Origin of the sequence: Burkholderia sp. BCC0397 (genome assembly GCF_902832865.1) — a bacterium.
GTDB lineage: Bacteria > Pseudomonadota > Gammaproteobacteria > Burkholderiales > Burkholderiaceae > Burkholderia.
The window spans coordinates 678318-699187 of record NZ_CADFDL010000003.1 but is presented as its reverse complement, the minus strand read 5'-3'; the positions used below and the strand labels follow the sequence as shown (position 1 = coordinate 699187).

General features: G+C 68.6%; 20 protein-coding genes. 7 read left to right on the top strand and 13 right to left on the bottom strand.

The features are described 5' to 3' along the window. Positions 1–56: 56 nt before the first annotated feature. The gene (locus HWX03_RS13300) at positions 57–977 is read right to left on the bottom strand and encodes a LysR family transcriptional regulator (RefSeq protein ID WP_175871532.1); all 921 of its coding nucleotides are present in this window, start codon (positions 975–977) and stop codon (positions 57–59) included. Positions 978–1057: 80 nt separating this feature from the next. Between HWX03_RS13300 and HWX03_RS13295 the strand changes: the two genes are divergently transcribed. Further along, a complete protein-coding gene (locus tag HWX03_RS13295) occupies positions 1058–1981 on the top strand; it encodes a carbon-nitrogen hydrolase family protein (RefSeq protein WP_059236082.1) in 924 nt (307 codons plus the stop codon). A 68-nt stretch (positions 1982–2049) separates the two neighbouring features. Here the strand turns inward: HWX03_RS13295 and HWX03_RS13290 are convergent, their stop codons facing one another. Both HWX03_RS13290 and HWX03_RS13285 read right to left on the bottom strand, forming a co-directional pair. Then, positions 2050–2736: a YafY family protein gene (locus HWX03_RS13290; RefSeq protein WP_175820550.1), complete on the bottom strand. Its 687-nt coding sequence runs from the start codon at positions 2734–2736 to the stop codon at positions 2050–2052. Positions 2737–2809: 73 nt separating this feature from the next. Next, a complete protein-coding gene (locus HWX03_RS13285) occupies positions 2810–3220 on the bottom strand; it encodes a VOC family protein (protein WP_175871531.1) in 411 nt (136 codons plus the stop codon). 197 nt (positions 3221–3417) lie between these two features. On the opposite strand from HWX03_RS13285, the gene HWX03_RS13280 reads away from it, so the two are divergent. Next, positions 3418–3741 carry a metalloregulator ArsR/SmtB family transcription factor gene (locus HWX03_RS13280; protein ID WP_175871530.1) on the top strand — a complete coding sequence of 108 codons (324 nt, stop codon included), beginning with the start codon at positions 3418–3420 and terminating at the stop codon, positions 3739–3741. 2 nt (positions 3742–3743) lie between these two features. Continuing rightward, positions 3744–4208, top strand: coding sequence for an SRPBCC family protein (locus HWX03_RS13275; protein WP_175871529.1), 465 nt, complete (start codon positions 3744–3746; stop codon positions 4206–4208). Between the two features lie 74 nt (positions 4209–4282). Here the strand turns inward: HWX03_RS13275 and HWX03_RS13270 are convergent, their stop codons facing one another. The 6 genes from HWX03_RS13270 to HWX03_RS13245 form a co-directional block, all read right to left on the bottom strand. Then, positions 4283–5584 (bottom strand): class I SAM-dependent RNA methyltransferase, encoded by a 1302-nt coding sequence (locus HWX03_RS13270; RefSeq protein WP_175871528.1) that lies wholly within the window; start codon positions 5582–5584, stop codon positions 4283–4285. Between the two features lie 153 nt (positions 5585–5737). Continuing rightward, a complete protein-coding gene (locus HWX03_RS13265; RefSeq protein WP_175871527.1) occupies positions 5738–7852 on the bottom strand; it encodes a site-specific recombinase in 2115 nt (704 codons plus the stop codon). A 478-nt stretch (positions 7853–8330) separates the two neighbouring features. Beyond that, on the bottom strand, positions 8331–9050 hold the full coding sequence (locus HWX03_RS13260; protein WP_175871526.1) for a PqiC family protein: 720 nt from the start codon (positions 9048–9050) through the stop codon (positions 8331–8333). Continuing rightward, complete coding sequence (locus tag HWX03_RS13255; protein ID WP_175871525.1) at positions 9047–10666, bottom strand: MlaD family protein; 1620 nt, start codon at positions 10664–10666, stop codon at positions 9047–9049. The genes HWX03_RS13260 and HWX03_RS13255 overlap by 4 nt, the downstream gene beginning before the upstream one ends. Further along, the gene (locus HWX03_RS13250; RefSeq protein ID WP_175871524.1) at positions 10659–11294 is read right to left on the bottom strand and encodes a paraquat-inducible protein A; all 636 of its coding nucleotides are present in this window, start codon (positions 11292–11294) and stop codon (positions 10659–10661) included. The genes HWX03_RS13255 and HWX03_RS13250 overlap by 8 nt, the downstream gene beginning before the upstream one ends. Continuing rightward, positions 11291–11956 (bottom strand): paraquat-inducible protein A, encoded by a 666-nt coding sequence (locus tag HWX03_RS13245; protein ID WP_175871523.1) that lies wholly within the window; start codon positions 11954–11956, stop codon positions 11291–11293. The genes HWX03_RS13250 and HWX03_RS13245 overlap by 4 nt, the downstream gene beginning before the upstream one ends. Before the next feature lie 258 nt (positions 11957–12214). Here HWX03_RS13245 and HWX03_RS13240 point away from each other — a divergent pair, with 258 nt between their 5' ends. The 4 genes from HWX03_RS13240 (at position 12215) to HWX03_RS13225 (ending at position 15461) form a co-directional block, all read left to right on the top strand. Beyond that, positions 12215–12775 carry a cytochrome b gene (locus HWX03_RS13240; protein ID WP_174388762.1) on the top strand — a complete coding sequence of 187 codons (561 nt, stop codon included), beginning with the start codon at positions 12215–12217 and terminating at the stop codon, positions 12773–12775. An 8-nt stretch (positions 12776–12783) separates the two neighbouring features. After that, entirely contained in the window at positions 12784–13344 is a 561-nt protein-coding gene (locus tag HWX03_RS13235; protein WP_006482463.1) for a YceI family protein, read from the top strand. A gap of 65 nt (positions 13345–13409) precedes the next feature. Next, positions 13410–13991 (top strand): YceI family protein, encoded by a 582-nt coding sequence (locus HWX03_RS13230; RefSeq protein ID WP_006476873.1) that lies wholly within the window; start codon positions 13410–13412, stop codon positions 13989–13991. 192 nt (positions 13992–14183) lie between these two features. Then, complete coding sequence (locus HWX03_RS13225; protein ID WP_175871522.1) at positions 14184–15461, top strand: MFS transporter; 1278 nt, start codon at positions 14184–14186, stop codon at positions 15459–15461. An 18-nt stretch (positions 15462–15479) separates the two neighbouring features. Here HWX03_RS13225 and HWX03_RS13220 read toward each other — a convergent pair whose 3' ends face one another. The 4 genes from HWX03_RS13220 to yajC all read right to left on the bottom strand — a co-directional run bounded on the left by HWX03_RS13220 (position 15480) and on the right by yajC (position 20663). Then, on the bottom strand, positions 15480–17024 hold the full coding sequence (locus tag HWX03_RS13220) for a S41 family peptidase (RefSeq protein WP_175871521.1): 1545 nt from the start codon (positions 17022–17024) through the stop codon (positions 15480–15482). A 218-nt stretch (positions 17025–17242) separates the two neighbouring features. Then, the gene (gene secF, locus HWX03_RS13215) at positions 17243–18193 is read right to left on the bottom strand and encodes a protein translocase subunit SecF (RefSeq protein ID WP_174433005.1); all 951 of its coding nucleotides are present in this window, start codon (positions 18191–18193) and stop codon (positions 17243–17245) included. Between the two features lie 18 nt (positions 18194–18211). Beyond that, entirely contained in the window at positions 18212–20233 is a 2022-nt protein-coding gene (gene secD / locus HWX03_RS13210) for a protein translocase subunit SecD (RefSeq protein WP_175820536.1), read from the bottom strand. Positions 20234–20339: 106 nt separating this feature from the next. After that, the gene (yajC, locus tag HWX03_RS13205; protein ID WP_006476868.1) at positions 20340–20663 is read right to left on the bottom strand and encodes a preprotein translocase subunit YajC; all 324 of its coding nucleotides are present in this window, start codon (positions 20661–20663) and stop codon (positions 20340–20342) included. Positions 20664–20870: the final 207 nt, after the last annotated feature.

Sequence of the window (20870 nt, the reverse complement as noted above, 5' to 3'; positions counted from 1 at the left end):
ATGCGCGGGCGTCGCGCCGGCACAGGCCCGACCGGCGCAAGCCGGCCGGGCTTTTTTCATGGAGCGACGAGCTGCGCGACGCAGGCGGCGATCGTGTCGCGTACACGCACGATCGCCGGGTCGCGCTGCGTGCTCGTGCGCCAGCCGATTTCGACCGGATAGCGCGGCAGGTCGACCGGGCACGCGAGCGCGCGCAGCGAGCTCGATTGCGCGATCGCACGCGCCGCATGCGCGGGAATCGTCGCGACCGCGTCGGAGCTGGCGAGCAGGTACGGCAGCGCGGCGAAATGCGTGGTCGATGCCGCGACGCGCCGCTTGTGGCCGAGCGCGGCCAGTGCCTCGTCGACGATCCCGATCACGCCGCCCGACGACACGAGCAGGTGGTCGCGCCGCAGAAAATCGGCGAGCGTCAGCGTGCGCGGCGCCCGCGCGCGGCCGGCCGGATCGATCAGGCACGCGTAACCGCCTGTGGCGACCGCGCGCCGGCTGAGCCCGTTCGCCGAGAACCCGCCCGACGCGATCGCGAGGTCGACGCCGTGCCGCAGCAGCGCGTCGCCGGCGATGCCGCTATGGGTCTGCCGGAAGATCAGCCGGATGCCGGCGGCTTCGCGCGCGACCGCATCGATCAGCGCGCGGCCGAGCGCGATCTCGAAATCGTCGGACAGCCCGATCGAGATCGTGCGGCCGACGCGGTCGCCGCCGTCGGCCGCGATCGCGAGGCTTTCGCGGCAGCGGTCGAGCGCATCGGACAGGATCGGCTTCAGTTCGTCCGCGCGCGGCGTTGGCGCGAGCCCGCGGCCGGTGCGCACGAACAGCGGATCGGCATAGATCACGCGCAGCCGCCCGAGCGCCGCGCTGACCGCCGACTGCGTGAGGTCGAGCCGCAGCGCCGCGCGGCTCGCGCCGCCTTCCTCGTACAGCGCCTCGAATACCTTCAGCAAGTTCAGGTCGAGGCCGGCGATATCATCCGTATTCATGACACATATCGTTCTATCGATTTGATCGATGATATCTTATCGATAAAGATGGCGGCATCCCATTCATCGGAGACGCCTTCATGTCCACGTCAGTCATCGCCGCGCTGCAGATCGGCGCATCGCCCGCCGGCACGCGCGCCACGCTCGACACCATCCTCGGCTACGAAACCGCGATCCGCGACAGCGGCGCGTCGCTGGTCGTGCTGCCCGAGGCCGTGCTCGGCGGCTATCCGAAAGGCGAAATCTTCGGTACGCGGCTCGGCTACCGGCTGCCTGAAGGCCGCGACGCGTATGCGCGCTATGCCGCACAGGCGATCGACGTGCCGGGGCCGGAAACCGACGAGCTGGCCGCGCTGTCGCAGCGCACCGGCGCGAGCCTCGTGGTCGGCGTGATCGAGCGCGGCGGCAGCACGCTGTACTGCACGGCGCTGTTCTTCGATCCGCGCGACGGGCTCGTCGCGAAGCACCGCAAGCTGATGCCGACCGGCACCGAGCGGCTGATCTGGGGGCAGGGCGACGGCTCGACGCTGCCCGTCGTCGAGACGGCCGCGGGCCGCGCGGGCGCCGCGATCTGCTGGGAGAACCACATGCCGCTGCTGCGCTGCGCGATGTATGCGAAAGGCGTGCAGATCTGGTGTGCGCCGACCGTCGACGAGCGCGACCTGTGGCAGAGCTCGATGCGGCACATCGCGCACGAAGGGCGCTGCTTCGTCGTGAGCGCGTGCCAGGTGCAGCCGTCGCCGCGCGCGCTCGGCATCGACGTGCCGGGCTGGGACCCCGAGCGGCCGCTGATCCGCGGCGGCAGCGTGATCGTCGGGCCGCTCGGCGACCTGCTGACGGAGCCGCTGATCGGCGAGGCCGGGCTCGTGACCGCGCGCATCGACACCGACGAGCTCGTGCGGGCGCGCTACGACTTCGACGTCGTCGGCCACTACGCGCGTGCGGACGTGTTTTCGCTGCACGTCGACGAGCGGCCGAAGCGGCCGGTGGTGTTCGGCGGGTAACGCAAGCGGGGCCGGGCGCCCTACGGCGCCCGGAAAATGAAGGGCGGGCGCGCGCGCCCGCCGCCGCGTCAGCGCATCGGCGCTTCCGCGATCCGCATGTAGTCGGCGATCCGCCGGCCTTCCATGTCCGGAAACTGCTCGTGCACGCTGATGTCGCCCATCCGCGCGATGTCGAAGGTGCGGAAATCGCCGCGCAGCTCGCACCACGCGCCGATCGTCCAGCGCCCGCCCCAGTAGACGAGCCCGAGCGGCCACACGCGGCGCTGCGAATGCGCGCCGAGCCGGTCGCGATAGTCGAAGCTGACGATGTGGCGCGTGTCGATCGCCTGGTGGATCGCGTCGACCTTCGCGCAAAACGTCTCGTCGATGTGGAACGACGGCGCGAACACGGGCAGGCGGTCGAGCGCCGTGCGCTTGTCGGCCGGCATCGCCGACGCGATCTTCGCGAGCGCCGAGCGCGCGCCGCTCGCGAAGCGCGCACCGCCCCAAGTCTCGAGCATGCGCGCGCCGGTGGCGAGCGCCGCCAGCTCCTCGGCCGTGAACGTGAGCGGCGGCAGGCTCGCGTTGCGGTTCAGCCGGTAGCCGATGCCGGCTTCGCCTTCGATCGGCACCCCTGACAGTTGCAGGTCGCGCACGTCGCGATAGACCGTGCGCGGCGACACCGACAGCCAGTCGGCCAGTTGCTGCGCGGTCGTGAGACGACGCCCGCGCAACAGCTCGGCGATCTGGAACAGGCGGTCGGCACGGCGGGTCATGACAGCACCTCGATTCCTCTGGCTACGGGGACTTCGCGATGATAGCGCCGCGCCGGCCCGCTGACCGCTGCGCTCAGTGGCATTTCGGCGCGTGCAGGCCGACGCGGTTGCCTTCCGTGTCGATCAGGTAGCCGACATAGCCGTAGTTGTTCGGCAGCTCGACGACCGAGCCCTGCACGACGCCGCCCGCGCGCTTCGCGCGTTCGAGCGCCGCGACGACCGATTCGCCGGCGTTCAGGTAGACGAGCACGCCGTTCGCGCTCGGCTTGATCTGCTGCGGATCGAACACGATGCTGCCGCCCGTGCTCGACGCGTCGCGATCGAACGTCGCCATCGGCACGCCGCCGATGACTTCGCGCTGCAACGTGGTTTGCAGCACGGTTTCGTAGAAGCGGATCGCGCGGTCGAAATCGAGGGACGGAATGTCGAACCACGCGATCGCGCGTTCCAGGGTTGCGGGGGCAGTGGCAGTTGCGGACGTCATGACGCGCTCCTTGTGTTGCGTTGTTTGCGTTGTTTGCGTTGTTTGCGTTGTTATGCGGATTCGGTGTGGAAACCAGCCTGCATTGCGCCGGGATTGCAGTGTGATCGCGGGCTGCTGACACCGTATTGTCAGTAGAGTTGTCACCCTTGACATGCAACCATTAGGTTGCATAATGAGGCCATTGACCCGGGAGCGGCATGGATCTCGTTTTCAAGGCGCTGGCCGACGCCACGCGCCGTCAGTTGCTCGATCTGCTGTACGCAAAAAACGGCCAGACCGTGTCGGAGCTGTGCGACGGGCTCGCGATGAGCCGGCAGGCCGTGAGCAAGCACCTCGCGCTGCTCGAGGCCGCGCATCTCGTCGCGACGACGTGGCGCGGCCGGGAGAAGCTGCATTACCTGAATCCGGTGCCGATCCATGACATCGCGGAACGCTGGATCGGCAAGTTCGAGCGTCAGCGCCTGCAGGCGCTGGCGGATCTCAAGCGCGGGGCTGGAAGCGCCCCGCGACACGGGAGATGACGATGGGTAATCCCGCCTTCGTGTACGTGACCTTCATCGCCGCCACGCCCGAGCGCGTGTTCGACGCGCTGACCAACGCCGAGCTGACGAAGGACTACTGGGTGCGGCATCGCAACGCGTCGCCCGACTGGCGGCCGGGTTCGCGCTGGGAACATCAGGACTACGACGATCCGTCGCGGGTCGACATCGTCGGCGAAGTGGTCGAGAACGATCCGCCGCGCCGGCTGGTGGTCACGTGGCGCACGCCGTCGGGGGAGGGCGAGGAATCGCGCGTGACCTACCTGGTCGAGCCGCACGAGGGCGTCGTGAAGCTGACCGTCACGCACGACGGGCTGGTGCCCGGTTCGGAGATGGATCGCGGGATTCGCGGCGGCTGGCCGGTCGTGCTGTCGAGCCTGAAGACGCTGCTCGAGACGGGGCATGCGCTGCCGTTCACGATGGCGCGCTGGTCGCAGTCTAAGCACTGACTGGCCGCGGAAAAGCACAGGGGCCGCGATGGCGGCCCCTGCGACGTAGCTGCTCGTGGAAGCGGACGGATGGCTTACGCGTCGTCTTCCGATGCGGCCGGGCGTGCCTTCACGCTGCCGGCGATCAGGTCGAAGCGGAACAGCCGGCATTCGAGCGCGCCGTTGAACAGCGGCGTCTTCGCCGATTCGCGCAGGCGCAACTGGCCGGGCAGCGAACGGTCGGACGTCAGCAGGAACGCCTGCCAGCCCGTGAAGCGCTGCTTCAGCGCATCGCCGAGCGCGTTGAAGAACTCGCTGTCCGGCGCGTCGGTGTGCGTGCGGCGGAACGCGTCGTCGTTGCCGCGGTTGCGGCCGGTTTCGCGCACCTCGCCGCGTGCGCTGCGGCCGCGCACTTCGATCCGCTCGCCGTACGGCGGGTTCGCGAGGAGGATGCCCGGCCCGTCGCACGGCGGCGTCATCCCGCGCGCGTCGACCTGCTTGAGCCACACCGACGGCACGCCCGCGCGCTCGAGGTTCGCACGCGCCTTCTCGAGCATGTCGCCGGAAATGTCGCTGCCGTACACGCCGAGCGCGTCGCCGCGCTTGCCGCGCGCGGCGCGCTTCGCGTCCAGTGCCGGGACCTTCAGCCCCTGCCACGCGGTGATGTCGTACTGCTTGAGCTTTTCGAAGCCGAACCGGCGCTCGACGCCGGGCGCCACGCCGAGCGCGATCTGCGCGGCTTCCGCGAGGAACGTGCCGCTGCCGCACATCGGGTCGTACAGCGCGGTGCCGGGCGTCCAGCCCGTCAGGCGCAGGATGCCGGCCGCGAGGTTCTCGCGCAGCGGCGCCGCACCCTTGTCGAGACGCCAGCCGCGCTTGAACAGCGGTTCGCCCGACGTGTCGAGGTACAGCGTGCATTCGTTGACCGTCAGGAACGCGAACACGCGCACGTCCGGCGCACCGGTGTCGATGCTCGGGCGCGAGCCGGTTTTCTCGCGCATCCGGTCGCAGATCGCATCCTTCACGCGCAGCGTCGTGAATTCGAGGCTCTTCAGCGGCGACTTGATCGCGGTGATGTCGATGCGCAGCGTCTGCGTGGCCGCGAACCAGCGTTCCCACGGCTGCTCGAGCGCGAGCGCGTAGACGTCCTGCTCGTTGCGGTACGGGCCGTGCGCGATCTTCAGCAGGATCCGGCTCGCGATCCGCGAATGGAGGTTCGCGGCCATGCCGGCGGCCCAGCCGCCGCTGAAATGGACGCCGCCCGGCACCTGCGCGCCCGCGGTGAACGGCGCGCCGTTCAGGTGGCGGCCGGCGATTTCGGCCAGCTCGGCGGCAAGCGCCGCTTCGAGGCCGCGCGGGCAGGGGGCGAAGAATTCGAACAGGGTGGGCGAGGACATAAGGCGGGTGAGGACGTGCAAAAGTCCACTATTGTACGCGGCGCGGGCGACCGGGGCCGGCGTTTCGGCGCGGCGGCGTCGGGGCGACGGCCGCTCGCGCGTGCCGGGAGGCGCGGAGGGGCGCCCGGCCGGGCGCCGCCGCCCCGCCACCGGTCAGTGCGTGCCCGGCTGGCCGGCGCGCGCGGCGGGGTTGGCCGCCGGCCAGAACAGCGCGAGCGGATTCGACAGCGCCGTGCGGACGATCGCCGCGACGAGCGTGCGCACCTTGGTCGGGCGCAGGCTGCGCGAGCGCACTGCCATCGTGAACGCGAGCGCGAAGCTCACGAGCACGTTGAGGATCGCCATGCTGAGCACGCCGGCGCCGGCCCACCACAGCTCGGGCGTGCCGAGCGCACCCTTGCCCAGCACGCCGAGCGCGATCCCGATCGAGCCGGCCGACAGCGTCACGTGCCGCACTTCGAACGGGAACATGAACACGGTGACGATCGCCGGGACGAGGCCGAGCATCAGGCCGAGACCGACGTTCGCGACCACGCCGGCGACGTTCGACCGGCAGAAGTGCGCGAGCTTCGCGGCGCCGGCCGCGCCGAGCGTCAGGCGCAGCCGACGGTTGTACGTGAGCGCGTCGCCGACCCGGTGCAGCACGAACCAGTTGTCGGCCCAGCCCGCGAGCAGGCTCGACGCCCACAGCAGCACGCCCGTGAGCGCCGCGTAGAACGGCGTCGGACCCAGCAGCGAGAACGAATGCAGCGTCGCGTGCGCCTTCTCCGGCGAGATCAGGTTCGCGTGCAGCACGTTGCTCGCGAACAGTTGCACGAGCAGGCACACGGGCAGCACGACGAGCACGTTGCCGGAAATCGCGGCCGCCTGCGTGCGGATCAGCGCGATCACCGACGCGACGAACGCCTTCACGCCTTCCTCGTGGCCGGTGTCGTCGAGCTCGCGCGCGAGCGTCGGCGCGGTCATCGCGGGCTGCTTGGTCGCGAGCGTGAAGTGCAGGAAGTGCATCAGCATGAAGCTGGCCGCGTAGTTGATGCCCGCGAGCAGCCCTTCGAGCATCGACTGCAGGTGTGCGCCCGTGATCGCGAACTTCACGCACACGGTCACGACGGTGACGAGGCCGCCGCCCGCGGCCATCCGCAGCATCTTCAGGTACTCGGCGCGGCCGCGCGAGATGTAGTGCTCGCCGGTGTCCGCGTTGGTCTCGACGAGCTTGCGCGCGAACAGCGAGAAGTTGCTGCGCACGAGGTGCGCGACGCTCTGGCTGCTCTGGTTCGCGTCGACGAGCTCGGCGGTCAGGTGCGCCATGCCGCGCAGGTCGTCGCGCGCCATCCACGCGTTCAGCAGCATTTCCGCGCGCAGGATGCGCATGCGCATCCGCTCGACCTGGAACACGATGTCGACCGACACGCCGTTGCGGTACAGGTGCGCGAACACGTTGTCGACGGCGATCCGGCATTCGTCGAGCAGCACGCGCAGGTAGTTCACCTCGTGCAGCAGCTTGCTCGGATCGCCGCCGTCGTCGACGGCCGCGTGCGCGGTCTCGACCGCGAGCATCGCGCGCGTGAGGCGGTAGAACGGCTGCGATTCGAGCGGCTTGCGCGCATCGTCGTCGGACAGCCGGCTGCGCACCGTCTGCGACAGGCCGGTCGAGCTGATCTGGCAGGTCAGGTTGTGCAGCGCGGCCAGCAGGTCGCGCGAGAACGAGCCGGGCTCGTGGCGCTCTTCGTCGGTGACGTCGAACGAGATCAGGCCGGCGAGGCGCGCGAGCAGGTCGTCGGGCAGCGCGTCGATCCATTTCGCGTCCTCGGGCGTCGGGAACATCAGCGTGAACAGCGCCGACAGCTCGCGGCGGTTCGGCGCGGGCGGGATCAGCGACGAATCGATCCGCTCGAACAGCGCGCCGAAGAAACCCGAATGCACGGGCATGCCGGCGTCGCACAGTAGCGAAATGCCGTCGCACTCGCGCAGGATGCCGCGCAGGATGCGCGCGGCATGCGCTTTCCACGCGGGGTTGCGATCGAGCACGTGGAACAGGTAGCGCAGCCGCGCATGGGCCGGATACGCGCGCGTGTCGGCGTCGCGCTCGGCCGGCGCGTCCTGCACCGTACCGTTGCGGCGCAGCCAGTGCGCGACCTCGATCAGCCATTCGCTGCGCTCGGCGTACGACGCATCGGCGTCGGCTTGCGCGAGCAGCGCGTCGAGCTGGTGACCGGCATTGCGCGACGCGCGCCACTTCTTGATCAGGGTCGTCAGGGAACGAAACATAAACGGAATAGCGAAAGCCCGGGACGGGCGGGTTCGGGATGCCGGCCAGGGAAGCGGCGCGGCGCCGGGAGAACGGGTGAGACGGGACCGGTGCCGGACGAGGCGCGGCGACCCGCGATGCGGCTGCCCCGCTGCGGTGCACGCGGTTCGCGTGCGGGCGCCGGGAGGCACGGCGGTCGGGCCGAACGCGGCCCGGCGCCGCTTGGCTGTGCGCACGACGAACGGCGCGAGCCTGAAAGTGCGTAGGATCGTCAATCGGGCCGGAAAACGCAAGCCGACCGCGTTAGGTGGCGCGGGTTCCGGCGGCTTTGACAAAGAATGTCAATGGCCGTTCGGCCGATGAAGGCGGTGCGCGAGGCCGGCTGCGGCGGCGTGCAGCCGGCGACGAGCGGCGCGCGCTGCGGGACGCGCCGCGCCATTCGATACCGCACGGGCGAACGCCGTGTCGAACGTTCGCCCGTGCGCCGTCCGCGTTCGCTTATGCGCCGGACTTGCCCGTCGCGCCGCCGTCGCCGCCGGACGTCGGGTTGGCCGGGCACGGCACGACCGGTGCGGCCGCCGTCTTGCTGCCGGCAGCGGCCGTGGCCGCCGCACCGCGGCGTGCGGCCAACGCGCGCACGCCGGCCGCGGCCTGCGTGGCAATCACGTCGAGCGCGCGCCGGTGGCCGGCGACGAGCGCGTCGTAGCCGTCGGCGACTGGTTCCGCGACGCTCGTGCGGCAGGTCATCACGGCCTGCGTGCCAAGCGAGCGCACGCTCCACACGGCGTCGACCGCGGCTCGCTTGCCGAGCCACGACTCGAAGCGCTGCACGTTCACGCTGATGCGGTACACGGGCACGCCGGCCGGATAGGCGGAATTCGCGACGTCGATCGTGCCGAGCTGCGCGGCGAGATCGTCCGACAGCGCGCGGCGGATCTCGTCGGCGGGCGGCGACGCCCAGCGTTCCTGCTCGAGCACGTCGACCTGCGCGGCGTTCTTCTGCACGACCAGCTGGTTCTTCGCGACCTGCTCGGGCACGCCGACCGACGGCACCTCGATCAGGAACGCCGGGTTGGCCGGCGCGGTGCGCAGCGGCGCCGCGGCGTCGGCCGGGCTGAGCGTGTAGAACCGCGCGGGCGGCGAGCTGCACGCGGCGAGCGCGAGTGCGGCGAAGACCGCCGCCGCGCCGCTCGCGAAACCGTTCACGCGTGTCGTCATTGTTTATCTCCTGGCTTGCCCTTGAGCAGCGATTCGGGGTGACGCTCCAGATAGTCGGCGAGCGCGTTCAGCGATTGCAGCGTGCGCGTGAGTTCCTTCAGCGCGCCGCGCACGTCGGACTGCAGCGGCGAATCCTGCTGCAGCGTCGCCTCGGCGGTCGAGAAGGTCTGCTTCGCGGCCGACAGCGTGTCGCGCGCTTCCGGCGCGACCTGCGTGTCGAGCTGCTTGAACAGCTTGTCGGCGTTCGACAGCGCGCTGTTCAGGTTCGCGCCGATCTGGTCGAACGGCACCTTGTCGAGCTTCTTCGCGATGTCGGCAATCTGTACTTGCAACTCATCGAGCGAATTCGGCACGGTCGGCAGCTCGAGCGGCTGGCGGGCCGTGTCGATCTTCACGGCCGGCGCCTTCGGGAAGAAGTCGAGCGCGACGTACAGCTGGCTCGTCAGCAGGTTGCCGGTGCGCAGCTGGCCGCGCAGCCCGTGCTGGACGAGCCGCTCGACGATCTCGCGGCGCGCCGGTTCGCCCTTGCTCTCGATCGTCTCGCGGAAGCGGCGGCCGAGGCGTTCCGGATACACGTTCATCGTCACCGGCATCAGGAAGTTCTTCGTCTTCGGATCGAAGTCGATGCCGATGTTCGTCACTTCGCCGAGCACGATGCCGCGGAAGTCGACCGTCGCGCCGACGGCGAGCCCGCGCAGCGACTGGTTGAAGTTCATCACGACCTGCAGCGGCTGGCCGTCCGGGTCGCGCATCGCGTCGCCCTCGTCGGAGCCGAGGCGGAACGTCGTGTTGTTCGGCGCGGTCGTGCCGCTGCCCTGGTTCGGCGGCGTCTGGAACGCGATGCCGCCGAGGATCACCGTCGCGAGCGACTGCGTGTTCAGCTTCAGGCCGCTCGAATCGAGCCGCAGATCGACGCCGCTCGCCTGCCACCAGCGCGAGTTCATGCCGACGTACTGGTCGTACGGCGCATTGACGAACACGTTGAACGTGACGCCCGTGCCGTCCTTGTCGAGCGAGAAGCCGACCACCTGGCCGACCTGGACGCGGCGGTAGTAGACCGGCGAGCCGATGTCGACCGAGCCGAGCGAATCGCCGCGCAGCACGTATTGCGTGCCTTTCTGGTCGCCCGTGACGGCGGGCGGCGTCTCGAGGCCGGTGAAGTCGGTCAGCGTGTCCTGCCCGTGACCGGCGTCGACGCCGATGTACGCGCCGGACAGCAGCGTGCCGAGCCCCGACACGCCGGTCGCGCCGACGCGCGGCCGCACGATCCAGAAGCGCGAGCCCTGGACCGCGAAGTCCTCGGCTTCCTTCTTGAGCTGCACCTGGACCAGCACGCGCGACAGGTCCTTCGACAGCTTGATCGTCTTGACCATGCCGATCTCGACGTCCTTGTACTTGACCTGGGTCTTGCCCGGCTCGAGCCCTTCGGCGCTGTGGAAGCTGAGCGTGATTTCCGGGCCGCGCTCGCGCACGGACTTGATCACGAGGCCGATACCGATCAGCGCGGCGATCAGCGGCACGAGCCAGACGAGCGACGGCAGCCAGCCGCTTTTCGTCGAGATCGTCGGATCGGGCGGCCGGGGCGCGTCGTGCTGCGGGCCTTGTGGACTATTCATGGTGATTCCCTGAGGTTTCGACTGGATCCCAGATCAGGCGGGGATCGAACTGCATCGACGCGAGCATCGTCAGGATCACGACCGAGCCGAACGCGAGTGCGCCGGGGCCGGCCGTGATGACGGCGAGCGAACGGAAATGGACGAGCGCGACGGTCAGCGTCACGACGAAGATGTCGAGCATCGACCAGCGGCCGATGCGCTCGACGATCCGATAGAGGCGCGTGCGCTGCAGCGGCCGCCAGGCGGCGCGGCGCTGCGCGCTGGTGACGAGGATCGTCAGCACGCCGAGCTTGAGCATCGGCACGAGGATGCTGGCGACGAACACGACGACGGCGAGCGGCCAGTCGCCGGACGTCCAGAAATAGATGACGCCGCTCATGATCGTGTCTTGCTGCGACCCGACGATCGACGACGTACGCATGATCGGCAGCAGGTTCGCTGGAATGTAGAGGATCGCGGCCGCGAGCAGCAGCGCCCACGTGCGCATGATGCTGTTCGGCGTGCGCACGTGAAGCGCGCTGCCGCAACGCGCGCAATGCGCGTGCGGCCGGTCGATCGTCTGCACGAGCCCGCACGCGTGGCAGCTGGCGTAGCCCTCGCGGGCGGCAGTCGGCATGGGCCCCGTCATCGGCGGGGCGCGTCCGGCGGCGGCGCGGCGGGGTCGGGCCGCTCGGGTGCGCGGCCGGCGCGCAGGTCGTCGGCGATGTCCCACACCGTGCGCGGGTCGAACATCAGCACGACGGCGGTCATCAGCGTGAGCGCGCCGAACGCGAACAGCGCCGCGTCGGGCACGACGCGCGCGAGGCTCACCATCTTCACGATCGTGACCACGATGCCGAGCATGAACACCTCGATCATCCCCCACGGCCGCACGAGCTGGATCGTGCGCAGCACGAGGTTGAGGCCGGGCGGCACGATGCCGCGCCGGATCGGCAGCAGGACGTAAAGCAGCGCGGCCATCTCGACGAGCGGGAACAGCACGGTCGAGCAGAACACCATCACGCCGACGACCGCCATGTCCTGATGCCACAGCGCGTCGATCGCGCCGATCAGCGTCGTCTGCACGCGCGTGCCGTTCAGGTCCATTTCGAGGATCGGGAACGTCTGCGCGATGATGAACGTGACGAGCGCCGCGACCGCGAGCGCGGTGATGCGCTCGATCTGCGTGGTGCTGTTGCGATAGAGCAGCGCGTCGCAGCGCGGACAGCGCGCGATCTGGCGGCCGCTCAGGCGCGGTTTATGCAACAGTGCGTCGCACTCGTGGCAGGCAATCAGGTCGTATCGTTGCATGGAAAAGGCGGTGTTGCGACGGCCGGGGAACGCGTCGACGGGGCCGGAACCCGCGCCAATCTTACCAAAAGGGCTTTTTCGATGCGTCAAGGATCGTGAGTTGCGTGACCGATCGGTAACATGACGGGACGCCGTCAGCCGGCTGGCGTGCCTGTCCTCAGAGTCCGCGCACGTCAAAAGGTTGCGGTAGCATGGCGCCCTTGACATGCGTCGGACGAATTTACCGGCGCAGCCGTTCGCTGAACTGAGGAACCCAAGATGGCATCGAAATCGCCGCCGGCCGCGCCGGCACGCTACGCGCACACCGCGATCGCACTGCACTGGCTGATCGCGCTGCTGATCGTCTGTGGCTTCGCGCTCGGCTGGGTGATGACCGACATCCCCGGCTTCACGCCGACCAAGCTGAAGTACTTCTCGTGGCACAAGTGGATCGGCGTGACGGTGTTCGCGCTGGCCGTCGTGCGCGTGCTGTGGCGTGCGACCCACGTGCCGCCGCCGCTGCCGGGCGGCACGCCGGCGTGGCAGCGCGCGGCGTCGCACGGCGTGCACGTGCTGCTGTACGTGCTGATGATCGTGATCCCGGTGACGGGCTACCTGTACAGCTCGGCGTCGAACATCCCGGTCGTCTATCTCGGCATCGTGCCGCTGCCGCGCCTGATCGACCCCGATCCGGCGCTCAAGGAAACCTTCAAGACGCTGCACGTGTCTTTGAATTACGTTCTGCTTGCGCTCGTCGCGATGCACGTGCTCGCGGCGCTCAAGCACCAGTTGTTGGACCGCGACGGCCTCCTGTCGCGCATGCTTCCCTTTGCCAAATGAAGGATCCCATGAAAGTGTCTTTCTCCCGCTCCATGCTGACCGCGTTCGCCGCGGCGGCGCTTGTCGCGTCGGGCGCGGCGCATGCCGACGTCGATCTCGCGAAGAGCAAGGTGTCCGCCGTGTCGAAGCAGATGAACGTGCCGACCGAAGGCGCGTTCAAGAAGTTTTCCGCGCAGGTGAAGTTCGACCCGGCGAAAGCCGCGCAGGGCAGCGCGCAAATGACGATCGACGTCGCGAGCTTCGACCTCGGCGACAAGATGTACAACGACCAGGTCGCCGGCAAGGACTGGTTCGACGCGAAGACCTATCCGCAGGCGACCTTCGTGTCGTCGGCGATCGCGCCGGCCGGCGGCAACAAGTACAACGTGACCGGCAAGCTGACGATCAAGGGCAAGGCCGAGACCGTCACGGTGCCTGTCACGGTCGCGCAAAACGGCGCGACGCAGACGTTCGACGGCGTGCTGCCGATCAAGCGTTCGGCCTTCAACGTCGGCACCGGCGAGTGGAAGGACACGTCGATCGTCGCGGACGAAGTACAGATCAAGTTCCATCTCGTCGCCACGAAGTAAGCGGCGGGTTGTCGCTTCACCCGATTGCCGCGCGAGGGCGCGGCGCTGTTCCAAGGAGAAAGAGTTTGAAAAAGCATCTGATCATCGCCGCCGGAGCGCTGGCCGCTTCGCTGTCGTTCTCGGCCTTCGCCGAAAGCGCGACCTACCAGTTCGACCCGAGCCACACGTACCCGAGCTTCGAGGCCGACCACTTCGGCGGCCTGTCGGTCTGGCGCGGCAAGTTCGACAAGTCGAGCGGCACCGTGACGCTCGACCGCGCGGCGAAGACCGGCACGGTCGACGTGACGACCGACATCGCGTCGATCCACACGGGCAGCGCGAAGCTCGACGAGCACCTGCAGACGGCCGAATTCTTCGACGCGGCGAAGTTCCCGCAGGCGAACTACAAGGGCACGATCAAGTTCGACGGCGACAAGCCGGTGTCGGTGGTCGGCAACTTGACGCTGCATGGCGTCACGAAGCCGCTCACGCTGAAGATCGATTCGTTCAAGTGCATGCCGCACCCGATGCTCAAGCGTGAAGTGTGCGGCGTCGATGCGGTCGGCGAATTCAGCCGCGACGATTTCGGCCTCGACTACGGCAAGCAGTACGGCTTCAAGATGAAGACGAAGCTGCTGATCACGGCCGAAGCGGTCAAGCAGCAGTAAGACTCCCCCGCGAGGCCGGCATCGCGCCGGCCCCCGCGAGCAAACCGCCGCGCTCCCGTTCCCGGGGCGCGGCGGTTTTTTTTGCGCGCCTATAATCGCCCGAGCGCGGCATGCGGCCATGCGGCGCCGGGCAGGCCGACCGCGCGACGGCGGCCGCCTCGAACAGAACGTACAACGACAAGGAGATCGCCGATGCATGCCGTCACGCAGTCCAGCTCCATTGCCTCGTCGCCGCGCGTGTGGCGCGCGGTGGTCGCCGCGTCGATCGGCAATGCGCTCGAGTGGTTCGATCTCGTCGTCTACGGCTTTTTCGCGGTGACGATCTCGAAGCTGTTCTTCCCGGCCGGCAACGACACCGTGTCGCTGCTGCTCACGCTCGGCACGTTCGGCGTGTCGTTCTTCATGCGGCCGCTCGGCGCGATCGTGCTCGGCGCGTATGCCGACCGCGCGGGCCGCAAGGCCGCGCTCACGCTGTCGATCCTGCTGATGATGGCCGGCACGCTGATCATCGCGGTGCTGCCGACCTACGAGACGATCGGCGTCGCTGCGCCGGTGATTCTCGTCGCCGCGCGGCTGATGCAGGGCTTCTCGGCCGGCGGCGAATTCGGCAGCGCGACAGCGTTCCTCGCCGAGCACGTACCGGGCCGGCGCGGTTTCTTCGCGAGCTGGCAGGTCGCGAGCCAGGGGCTCACGACGCTGCTCGCCGCGGGCTTCGGCACCGTGCTGAACGCGCAGCTGTCGGCCGCGCAGATGGCGTCGTGGGGCTGGCGCGTGCCGTTCTTCTTCGGGCTGCTGATCGGGCCGGTCGCGTACTACATCCGCACCAAGGTCGACGAGACACCCGAATTCCTCGCGGCCGAAGGCACCGCGAACCCGCTGCGCGATACGTTCGCGTCGCACAAGGCGCGCCTCGTCGCGGCCATGGGCGTGGTCGTGCTCGGCACCGTCGCCACCTATCTCGTGCTGTTCATGCCGACCTACGGCGTGAAGCAGCTCGGCCTCGCGCCGTCCGCCGCATTTGCCGCGATTCTCGTGGTCGGCGTGATCCAGATGGCGTTCGCGCCGCTCGTCGGCCACTGGTCGGATCGCTACGGCCGCGTGCGCGTGATGATCGCGCCGGCCGTCGGCATCCTCGTGCTGATCTATCCGGCGTTTGCGTACCTCGTCGCGCATCCGGGCTTCGGCACGCTGATCGCGCTGCAGGTGCTGCTCGCGTTCCTGATGACCGGCTACTTCGCGGCGCTGCCGGGGCTGTTGTCCGAGGTGTTTCCGGTGCAGACGCGCACGACCGGGATGTCGCTCGCGTACAACGTCGCGGTGACGATCTTCGGCGGCTTCGGGCCGTTCATCATCGCGTGGCTGATCCGCGCGACCGGGATGAAGACCGCGCCGAGCTTCTACCTGATGTTCGCGGCCGTGCTGAGCCTCGCGGCGCTGGTCGTGCTGCGGCGGCGGTTCGGGTTTCGCTGATAAGGGGCGGGCGGCGCGTCAGTCGCCGCCGCGCTCGCATACCGGCTGCGCCGGCATCAGTTGCGGCGGCGCGGCGACGGTCCGGACCGGGCGCCCCGCGAGCGCGGCGAGCGCCTGCCGAAGCTGCCAGTCGGCGGCCGTGCCGAATGCGCGCTGCGGCAGCGCCGCGCTCCTTGCCGTATCGACTTTCGCGCGCACGCGATCCTCGCGCAGCTTTTGCCGCGCCTTGCGCACCTGCGCGAACGGGTCGGGCGCCTGCCGGTCCGCATGCGGCGCGCGGGCGAGATCGACTTCCCGGTACCACAGCAGCACGCCGTCGACGTCCGAATCGCGGCGCGGCGGCACGAGCCAGTCCGGCACGACGCCGTAGCCGTCCATCGGGCAGCCGTTCGGCCGCAGGTTGCGCGCGAACGTGAAATTCAGGCGCGTGCCGTCGATCAGGTCGACGCCCGTCTGCGCGAGCCCTTTCCCGTAAGTCGGCATGCCGAGCAGTGTCGCGCGGCCGAGATCCTTCAGCGCCGCCGCGGTCGCTTCGGCGGCCGACGCGCTCTGTCCGTCGACGAGCACGACGAGCGGCACGGTGCGCCACCAGTCGTCGGCCTGCAGCGGCGCGAGCGGATCCTGCCCGTGCATGACGGGCAATTCGTAGTCGGGCCAGTTGGTCGTGTAGCGGCGGCGGTTCGTGTCGCCGCGCTCGACCGTCACCATCGCGGTGCGGTCGCGTCCCGCGAACAGCGCGGTGATGCCGATCGCCGCATTGAGCGCGCCGCCGCCGTTGATGCGCAGGTCGAGGATCATCTGTTTCACCGGCGGGCCCGCACGGCGTGCGGCCTGCACCGCGTCGATATAGTCGCCGACCGCCGGCTCCGGAAAGCTCGACAGCCGCGTGTACAGGATGTCGCCGTCGAGCCGCTTCGCGGTCGCCGGATGCGGCTTGACGATCGCGCGCACGGGCGCGAAGCTCAGCACCGCATGCTTCGGGCCGCGCTGTACCGTGAGCTTCAGCGGCACGCCCGCGTCGCCCTTCGCGAGTTTCATCAGCTCGCCGCCGTCGATGCCGACGACGCTCCTGTCGTTCATCGCGACGACGAGATCGTCGGGCCGCACGCCGGCCTTTTCGGCCGGCGCGTCGGGAATCACGTCGATGATGTGCAGCCCGTCGGGCCGTGTCTCGAACACGATCCCGATGCCCGGCGTGCCGTCACGCGCGCGCTGCTCGTCGTTACGTCGTTCCTGCTCTTCCTTCGCGTTGAAGAAGCGTGCGTACGGCAGCGTCTTGATGCCTTCGTGGGTCGCGGCGTCGAGCAGCGCGCCGATGTCGACGTCGGTCAGGTGTTGCCGCTTCAGCACTTCGACGGCCGCTTTCAGTTCGCAGAGCTGCGGCTCCCAGTCGGGCGGGCAGGGCGACGGCGGTTGGGCGGCGGCAGGCGAAGCGACGGCGGGTGAAGCGGCTGGCAGCGAAGCGGCGGGCGGCGCGGATGCCGTTTGCGCACCGACGAGCGGCGCATACGGGAACGCGGCCGCGGCGGCTGCGCAGACGGCGAGGCGACGAACGACACGCATGGGAGGCATCATCGGGACCGCACGTTCGGACGGGTGGCGAGGGGCTTGCCCGGTGCCGGGGTGCGGCCGGCAAGCGACGGAGCAGGGCGGTGACGATTGTAGCCGACCCCCGCGACGGCGCCGGTCGAGCCGTTTGCGTGCCGCACGACGGCGGCCAGCGCAAAAAAAAACCGGCCCAAACGGGCCGGCTTTGCTTCGATGCCGAAACGGCGTGGCGCTTAAACCTGCGCGCCGGCGTTCGGATCGTCCGGATCGTGCGCGGTCTTCTTGTCCTTGATCAGGTCTTCGCGCTTGATGCCGAGCCACATCGCGAGCGAGCCCGCGACGAACACCGACGAGTAGATGCCGAACATGATGCCGACCGTCAGCGCGAGCGCGAAGTAGTGCAGCGTCGGGCCGCCGAAGAAGAACATCGACAGCACCATCATTTCCGTCGACGTGTGCGTGATGATCGTGCGCGACATCGTGGTCGTGATCGCGTGGTTGATCACTTCCTGCACGCTCATCTTGCGTTCGCGGCGGAACGTCTCGCGGATCCGGTCGAAGATGACGACCGACTCGTTGACCGAGTAGCCGAGCACCGCGAGGATCGCCGCGAGCACCGCCAGCGAGAACTCCCACTGGAAATACGCGAAGAAGCCGAGAATGATCACGACGTCGTGCAGGTTCGCGATGATGCCGGCGACCGCGTACTTCCATTCGAAGCGGATCGACAGGTAGATCACGATGCCGATCACGACGCACGCGAGCGCGAGCAGGCCGTCGGTCGCGAGCTCGCGACCGACCTGCGGGCCGACGAACTCGACGCGCTGCAGCGTGACGTCCGGGCTCTGCGCCTTCAGCGCGCCCATCACCTGGTCGCTCTGCTGCGCGGACGTGAGGCCTTCCTTCAGCTGCAGGCGGATCAGCACGTTGCGCGACGTGCCGAAGTTCTGCACCTGCGCGTCGGCGTAGCCGAGCTTGCCGAGCGTCGCGCGCACGGGCTCGAGCTGCGCGGCCTGCTGGTACTGCACCTCGATCACCGTACCGCCGGTGAATTCGACGGACAGGTGCAGCCCGCGGTGGAACAGGAAGAACACGGCGGCGAGGAACGTGACCAGCGAGATCACGTTGAACACCAGCGCGTGCCGCATGAACGGAATGTCTTTACGGATGCGGAAAAATTCCATGGCTTCGTCTCCGGGGCCTTATTGGGTCGAGCCCGGTTTCTTCGGCGACACGCCTTGCTGCGCGCGGTTGCGCAGCTGCGGCTTGCCGGCGCGCGGCGCGTTGCCCTTCGCCGGGGCGGCGAGCTTCGCGGCGCGCGCGGTGTCGGTCGATTCGTCCGCGTCGGTGAACGACGCGGCGGCAGCGGCGCCTTCCGGCTTCCACACCTGGCCGATCGCGAGCGACTTCAGCTTCTTGCGGCCGCCGTACCAGAGGTTGACGATCCCGCGCGAGAAGAACACCGCGGAGAACATCGACGTCAGGATGCCGAGGCAGTGCACGATCGCGAACGCGCGAACCGGGCCCGAGCCGAACGCGAGCAGCGCGAGGCCGGCGATCAGCGTCGTGACGTTCGAGTCGAGAATCGTCGCCCACGCATGCGCGTAGCCGGCCTGGATCGCGAGCTGCGGCGGCTGGCCGGCGCGCAGTTCTTCACGCACGCGCTCGTTGATCAGCACGTTCGAGTCGATCGCCATGCCGAGCGCGAGCGCGATTGCCGCGATACCCGGCAGCGTCAGCGTCGCCTGCATCAACGACAGCACGGCGACGAGCAGCAGCAGGTTCACCGACAGGCCGATCACCGAGATCACGCCGAACAGCATGTAGTACGCGATCATGAACACGGCGATCGCGCAGAAGCCCCAGATCACCGAGTGGACGCCCATCTTGATGTTGTCCGCGCCGAGGCTCGGGCCGATCGTGCGTTCCTCGATGATGTCCATCGGAGCGGCCAGCGAACCGGCGCGCAGCAGCAGCGCGAGGTCGGCCGCGGCCTGCGGCGTCGGCTGGCCCGTGATCTGGAAGCGGTCGCCGAGTTCGGACTGGATCGTCGCGACCGTCAGCACTTCGCCCTTGCCCTTCTCGAACAGCACCATCGCCATCGGCTTGCCGATGTTCTCGCGCGACACCGTGCGCACCGAGCGGCCGCCCGCCGAGTCGAGGCGGATGTTGACCGACGGACGCTGGTGTTCGTCGAAGCCGGCCGACGCATCGATGATGCGGTCGCCGGTGAAGATCACGTCCTTCTTCAGCAGCACGGGCGCCTGATTGCCCTGCGTGAACAGCTCCTCGCCCGGCGGTACCGGGTCGTTCGGGTTCGGGTGCGTGTTGATCGGGTCGGCGAGGCGCGCCTCGAGCGTCGCGGTGCGGCCGATGATGTCCTTCGCCTTCGCGGTGTCCTGCACGCCCGGCAGTTCGACGACGATGCGGTCGCTGCCCTGCTGCTGCAGGATCGGCTCGGACACGCCGAGTTCGTTCACGCGGTTGTGGAGCGTCGTCAGGTTCTGCTTGAGCGCGGCGTCCTCGACGGACTTCTGCACGGCCGGCGTGAAGGTGCCGACGACTTGCGTGCCGCCGCCGCCGGGCTGGGTCGCCCATTGCAATTCGGTGACCGACGCGGCGAGCACCTTGCGGGCGTCTTCCGCCGTCTGCGCATCGCTGAAGTTGACGACCACGGACTGGTCGACGCGGCTCACGCCGCCGTCGCGGATGTTCTTGTCGCGCAGCAGCGTGCGCGCGTCGGACGCGTCGGAGTCGAGCTTCTTCGTGAGCGCGCCCGTCATGTCGACCTGGAGCAGGAAGTGCACACCGCCGCGCAGGTCGAGGCCGAGATACATCGGCAGCGCGTGCAGCGCGGTCAGCCAGCGCGGCGACGCGCTTTGCAGGTTCAGGGCGACGACGTACTGCGGATCGTTCGGATCGGTGTTCAGCGACTTCTGCAGCAGGTCCTTGACGCGCAGCTGCGTATCGGTGTCCTTCAGGCGCACGCGGATGTTCGCGCTGGTCGCCGTGTTCTCGAAGGTGACGTCGTCCGGCGTGATCTGCGCGGACGCGAGCGCGGATTCGACCTGGGTCAGCGTGGTCGAGTCGAGCTTGACCGTGGCCTTGCCGCTCGACACCTGCACCGCCGGCGCTTCGCCGAAGAAGTTGGGCAATGTGTACAGAAGGCCGATGGCGAGCGCCACGACCATCACGACATATTTCCAGAGTGGATAACGATTCATGAGGGGGCCGAACGGGTGGTTGGCGTGAAAGCGTCGCGTCCGGCGCCGCGGCGGCCCGCTCTCTCAGGCGGGCACGGCGCGGGGAGCCGGACGCTCGGTATAAGCCTTACAGCGACTTGATCGTGCCCTTCGGCAGAATGGTCGTGACGGCAGCCTTCTGCACGGTGATTTCGGTGCCTTCGGCGATTTCGACGCCGATGTAGCCTTCGGTGACCTTCGTCACCTTGCCGACGAGGCCGCCGCTCGTGACGACTTCGTCGCCCTTCGCCATGGCCGCGAGCATGTTGCGGTGTTCCTTCTGGCGCTTCATCTGCGGACGGATCATGATGAAGTACAGCACCGCGAACATCAGGATGAGCGGCAGGAAGCTCATCAGGCTCGATTCGGCGCCACCGGCACCTTGCGCGAAGGCATTGGAAATGAACGGCACGTTGGTCTCTCCGTAGGGGAAGATCGAAAAATAAGCCGGTTATTCTACCACCGGCCCCATGCGCAAACGGCGCGGCAAATGCGCTTTCGGATCAAGCTGTTAAAGCGCGAACCGATACCGTTGCGGCTTGTTTGGAAAGGCAATTGTAATGTTTGATGGCCCGATCCGGCGGTTGGATCGGTTTTTTTGGTGCGTGTCCCATCGGAT

What these genes read in the sequence shown, in the direction of transcription:
- HWX03_RS13220 (WP_175871521.1), bottom strand. Translation starts at nt 17,024, where the DNA reads ATGCGTGTCGTTCGTCGCCTCGCCGTCTGCGCAGCCGCCGCGGCCGCG.
- secF (WP_174433005.1), bottom strand. Translation starts at nt 18,193, where the DNA reads ATGGAATTTTTCCGCATCCGTAAAGACATTCCGTTCATGCGGCACGCG.
- HWX03_RS13235 (WP_006482463.1), top strand. Translation starts at nt 12,784, where the DNA reads ATGAAAGTGTCTTTCTCCCGCTCCATGCTGACCGCGTTCGCCGCGGCG.
- secD (WP_175820536.1), bottom strand. Translation starts at nt 20,233, where the DNA reads ATGAATCGTTATCCACTCTGGAAATATGTCGTGATGGTCGTGGCGCTC.
- HWX03_RS13275 (WP_175871529.1), top strand. Translation starts at nt 3,744, where the DNA reads ATGGGTAATCCCGCCTTCGTGTACGTGACCTTCATCGCCGCCACGCCC.
- HWX03_RS13295 (WP_059236082.1), top strand. Translation starts at nt 1,058, where the DNA reads ATGTCCACGTCAGTCATCGCCGCGCTGCAGATCGGCGCATCGCCCGCC.
- HWX03_RS13270 (WP_175871528.1), bottom strand. Translation starts at nt 5,584, where the DNA reads ATGTCCTCGCCCACCCTGTTCGAATTCTTCGCCCCCTGCCCGCGCGGC.
- HWX03_RS13225 (WP_175871522.1), top strand. Translation starts at nt 14,184, where the DNA reads ATGCATGCCGTCACGCAGTCCAGCTCCATTGCCTCGTCGCCGCGCGTG.
- HWX03_RS13255 (WP_175871525.1), bottom strand. Translation starts at nt 10,666, where the DNA reads ATGAATAGTCCACAAGGCCCGCAGCACGACGCGCCCCGGCCGCCCGAT.
- HWX03_RS13245 (WP_175871523.1), bottom strand. Translation starts at nt 11,956, where the DNA reads ATGCAACGATACGACCTGATTGCCTGCCACGAGTGCGACGCACTGTTG.
- HWX03_RS13240 (WP_174388762.1), top strand. Translation starts at nt 12,215, where the DNA reads ATGGCATCGAAATCGCCGCCGGCCGCGCCGGCACGCTACGCGCACACC.
- HWX03_RS13265 (WP_175871527.1), bottom strand. Translation starts at nt 7,852, where the DNA reads ATGTTTCGTTCCCTGACGACCCTGATCAAGAAGTGGCGCGCGTCGCGC.
- HWX03_RS13290 (WP_175820550.1), bottom strand. Translation starts at nt 2,736, where the DNA reads ATGACCCGCCGTGCCGACCGCCTGTTCCAGATCGCCGAGCTGTTGCGC.
- HWX03_RS13250 (WP_175871524.1), bottom strand. Translation starts at nt 11,294, where the DNA reads ATGACGGGGCCCATGCCGACTGCCGCCCGCGAGGGCTACGCCAGCTGC.
- HWX03_RS13260 (WP_175871526.1), bottom strand. Translation starts at nt 9,050, where the DNA reads ATGACGACACGCGTGAACGGTTTCGCGAGCGGCGCGGCGGCGGTCTTC.
- HWX03_RS13285 (WP_175871531.1), bottom strand. Translation starts at nt 3,220, where the DNA reads ATGACGTCCGCAACTGCCACTGCCCCCGCAACCCTGGAACGCGCGATC.
- HWX03_RS13280 (WP_175871530.1), top strand. Translation starts at nt 3,418, where the DNA reads ATGGATCTCGTTTTCAAGGCGCTGGCCGACGCCACGCGCCGTCAGTTG.
- HWX03_RS13300 (WP_175871532.1), bottom strand. Translation starts at nt 977, where the DNA reads ATGAATACGGATGATATCGCCGGCCTCGACCTGAACTTGCTGAAGGTA.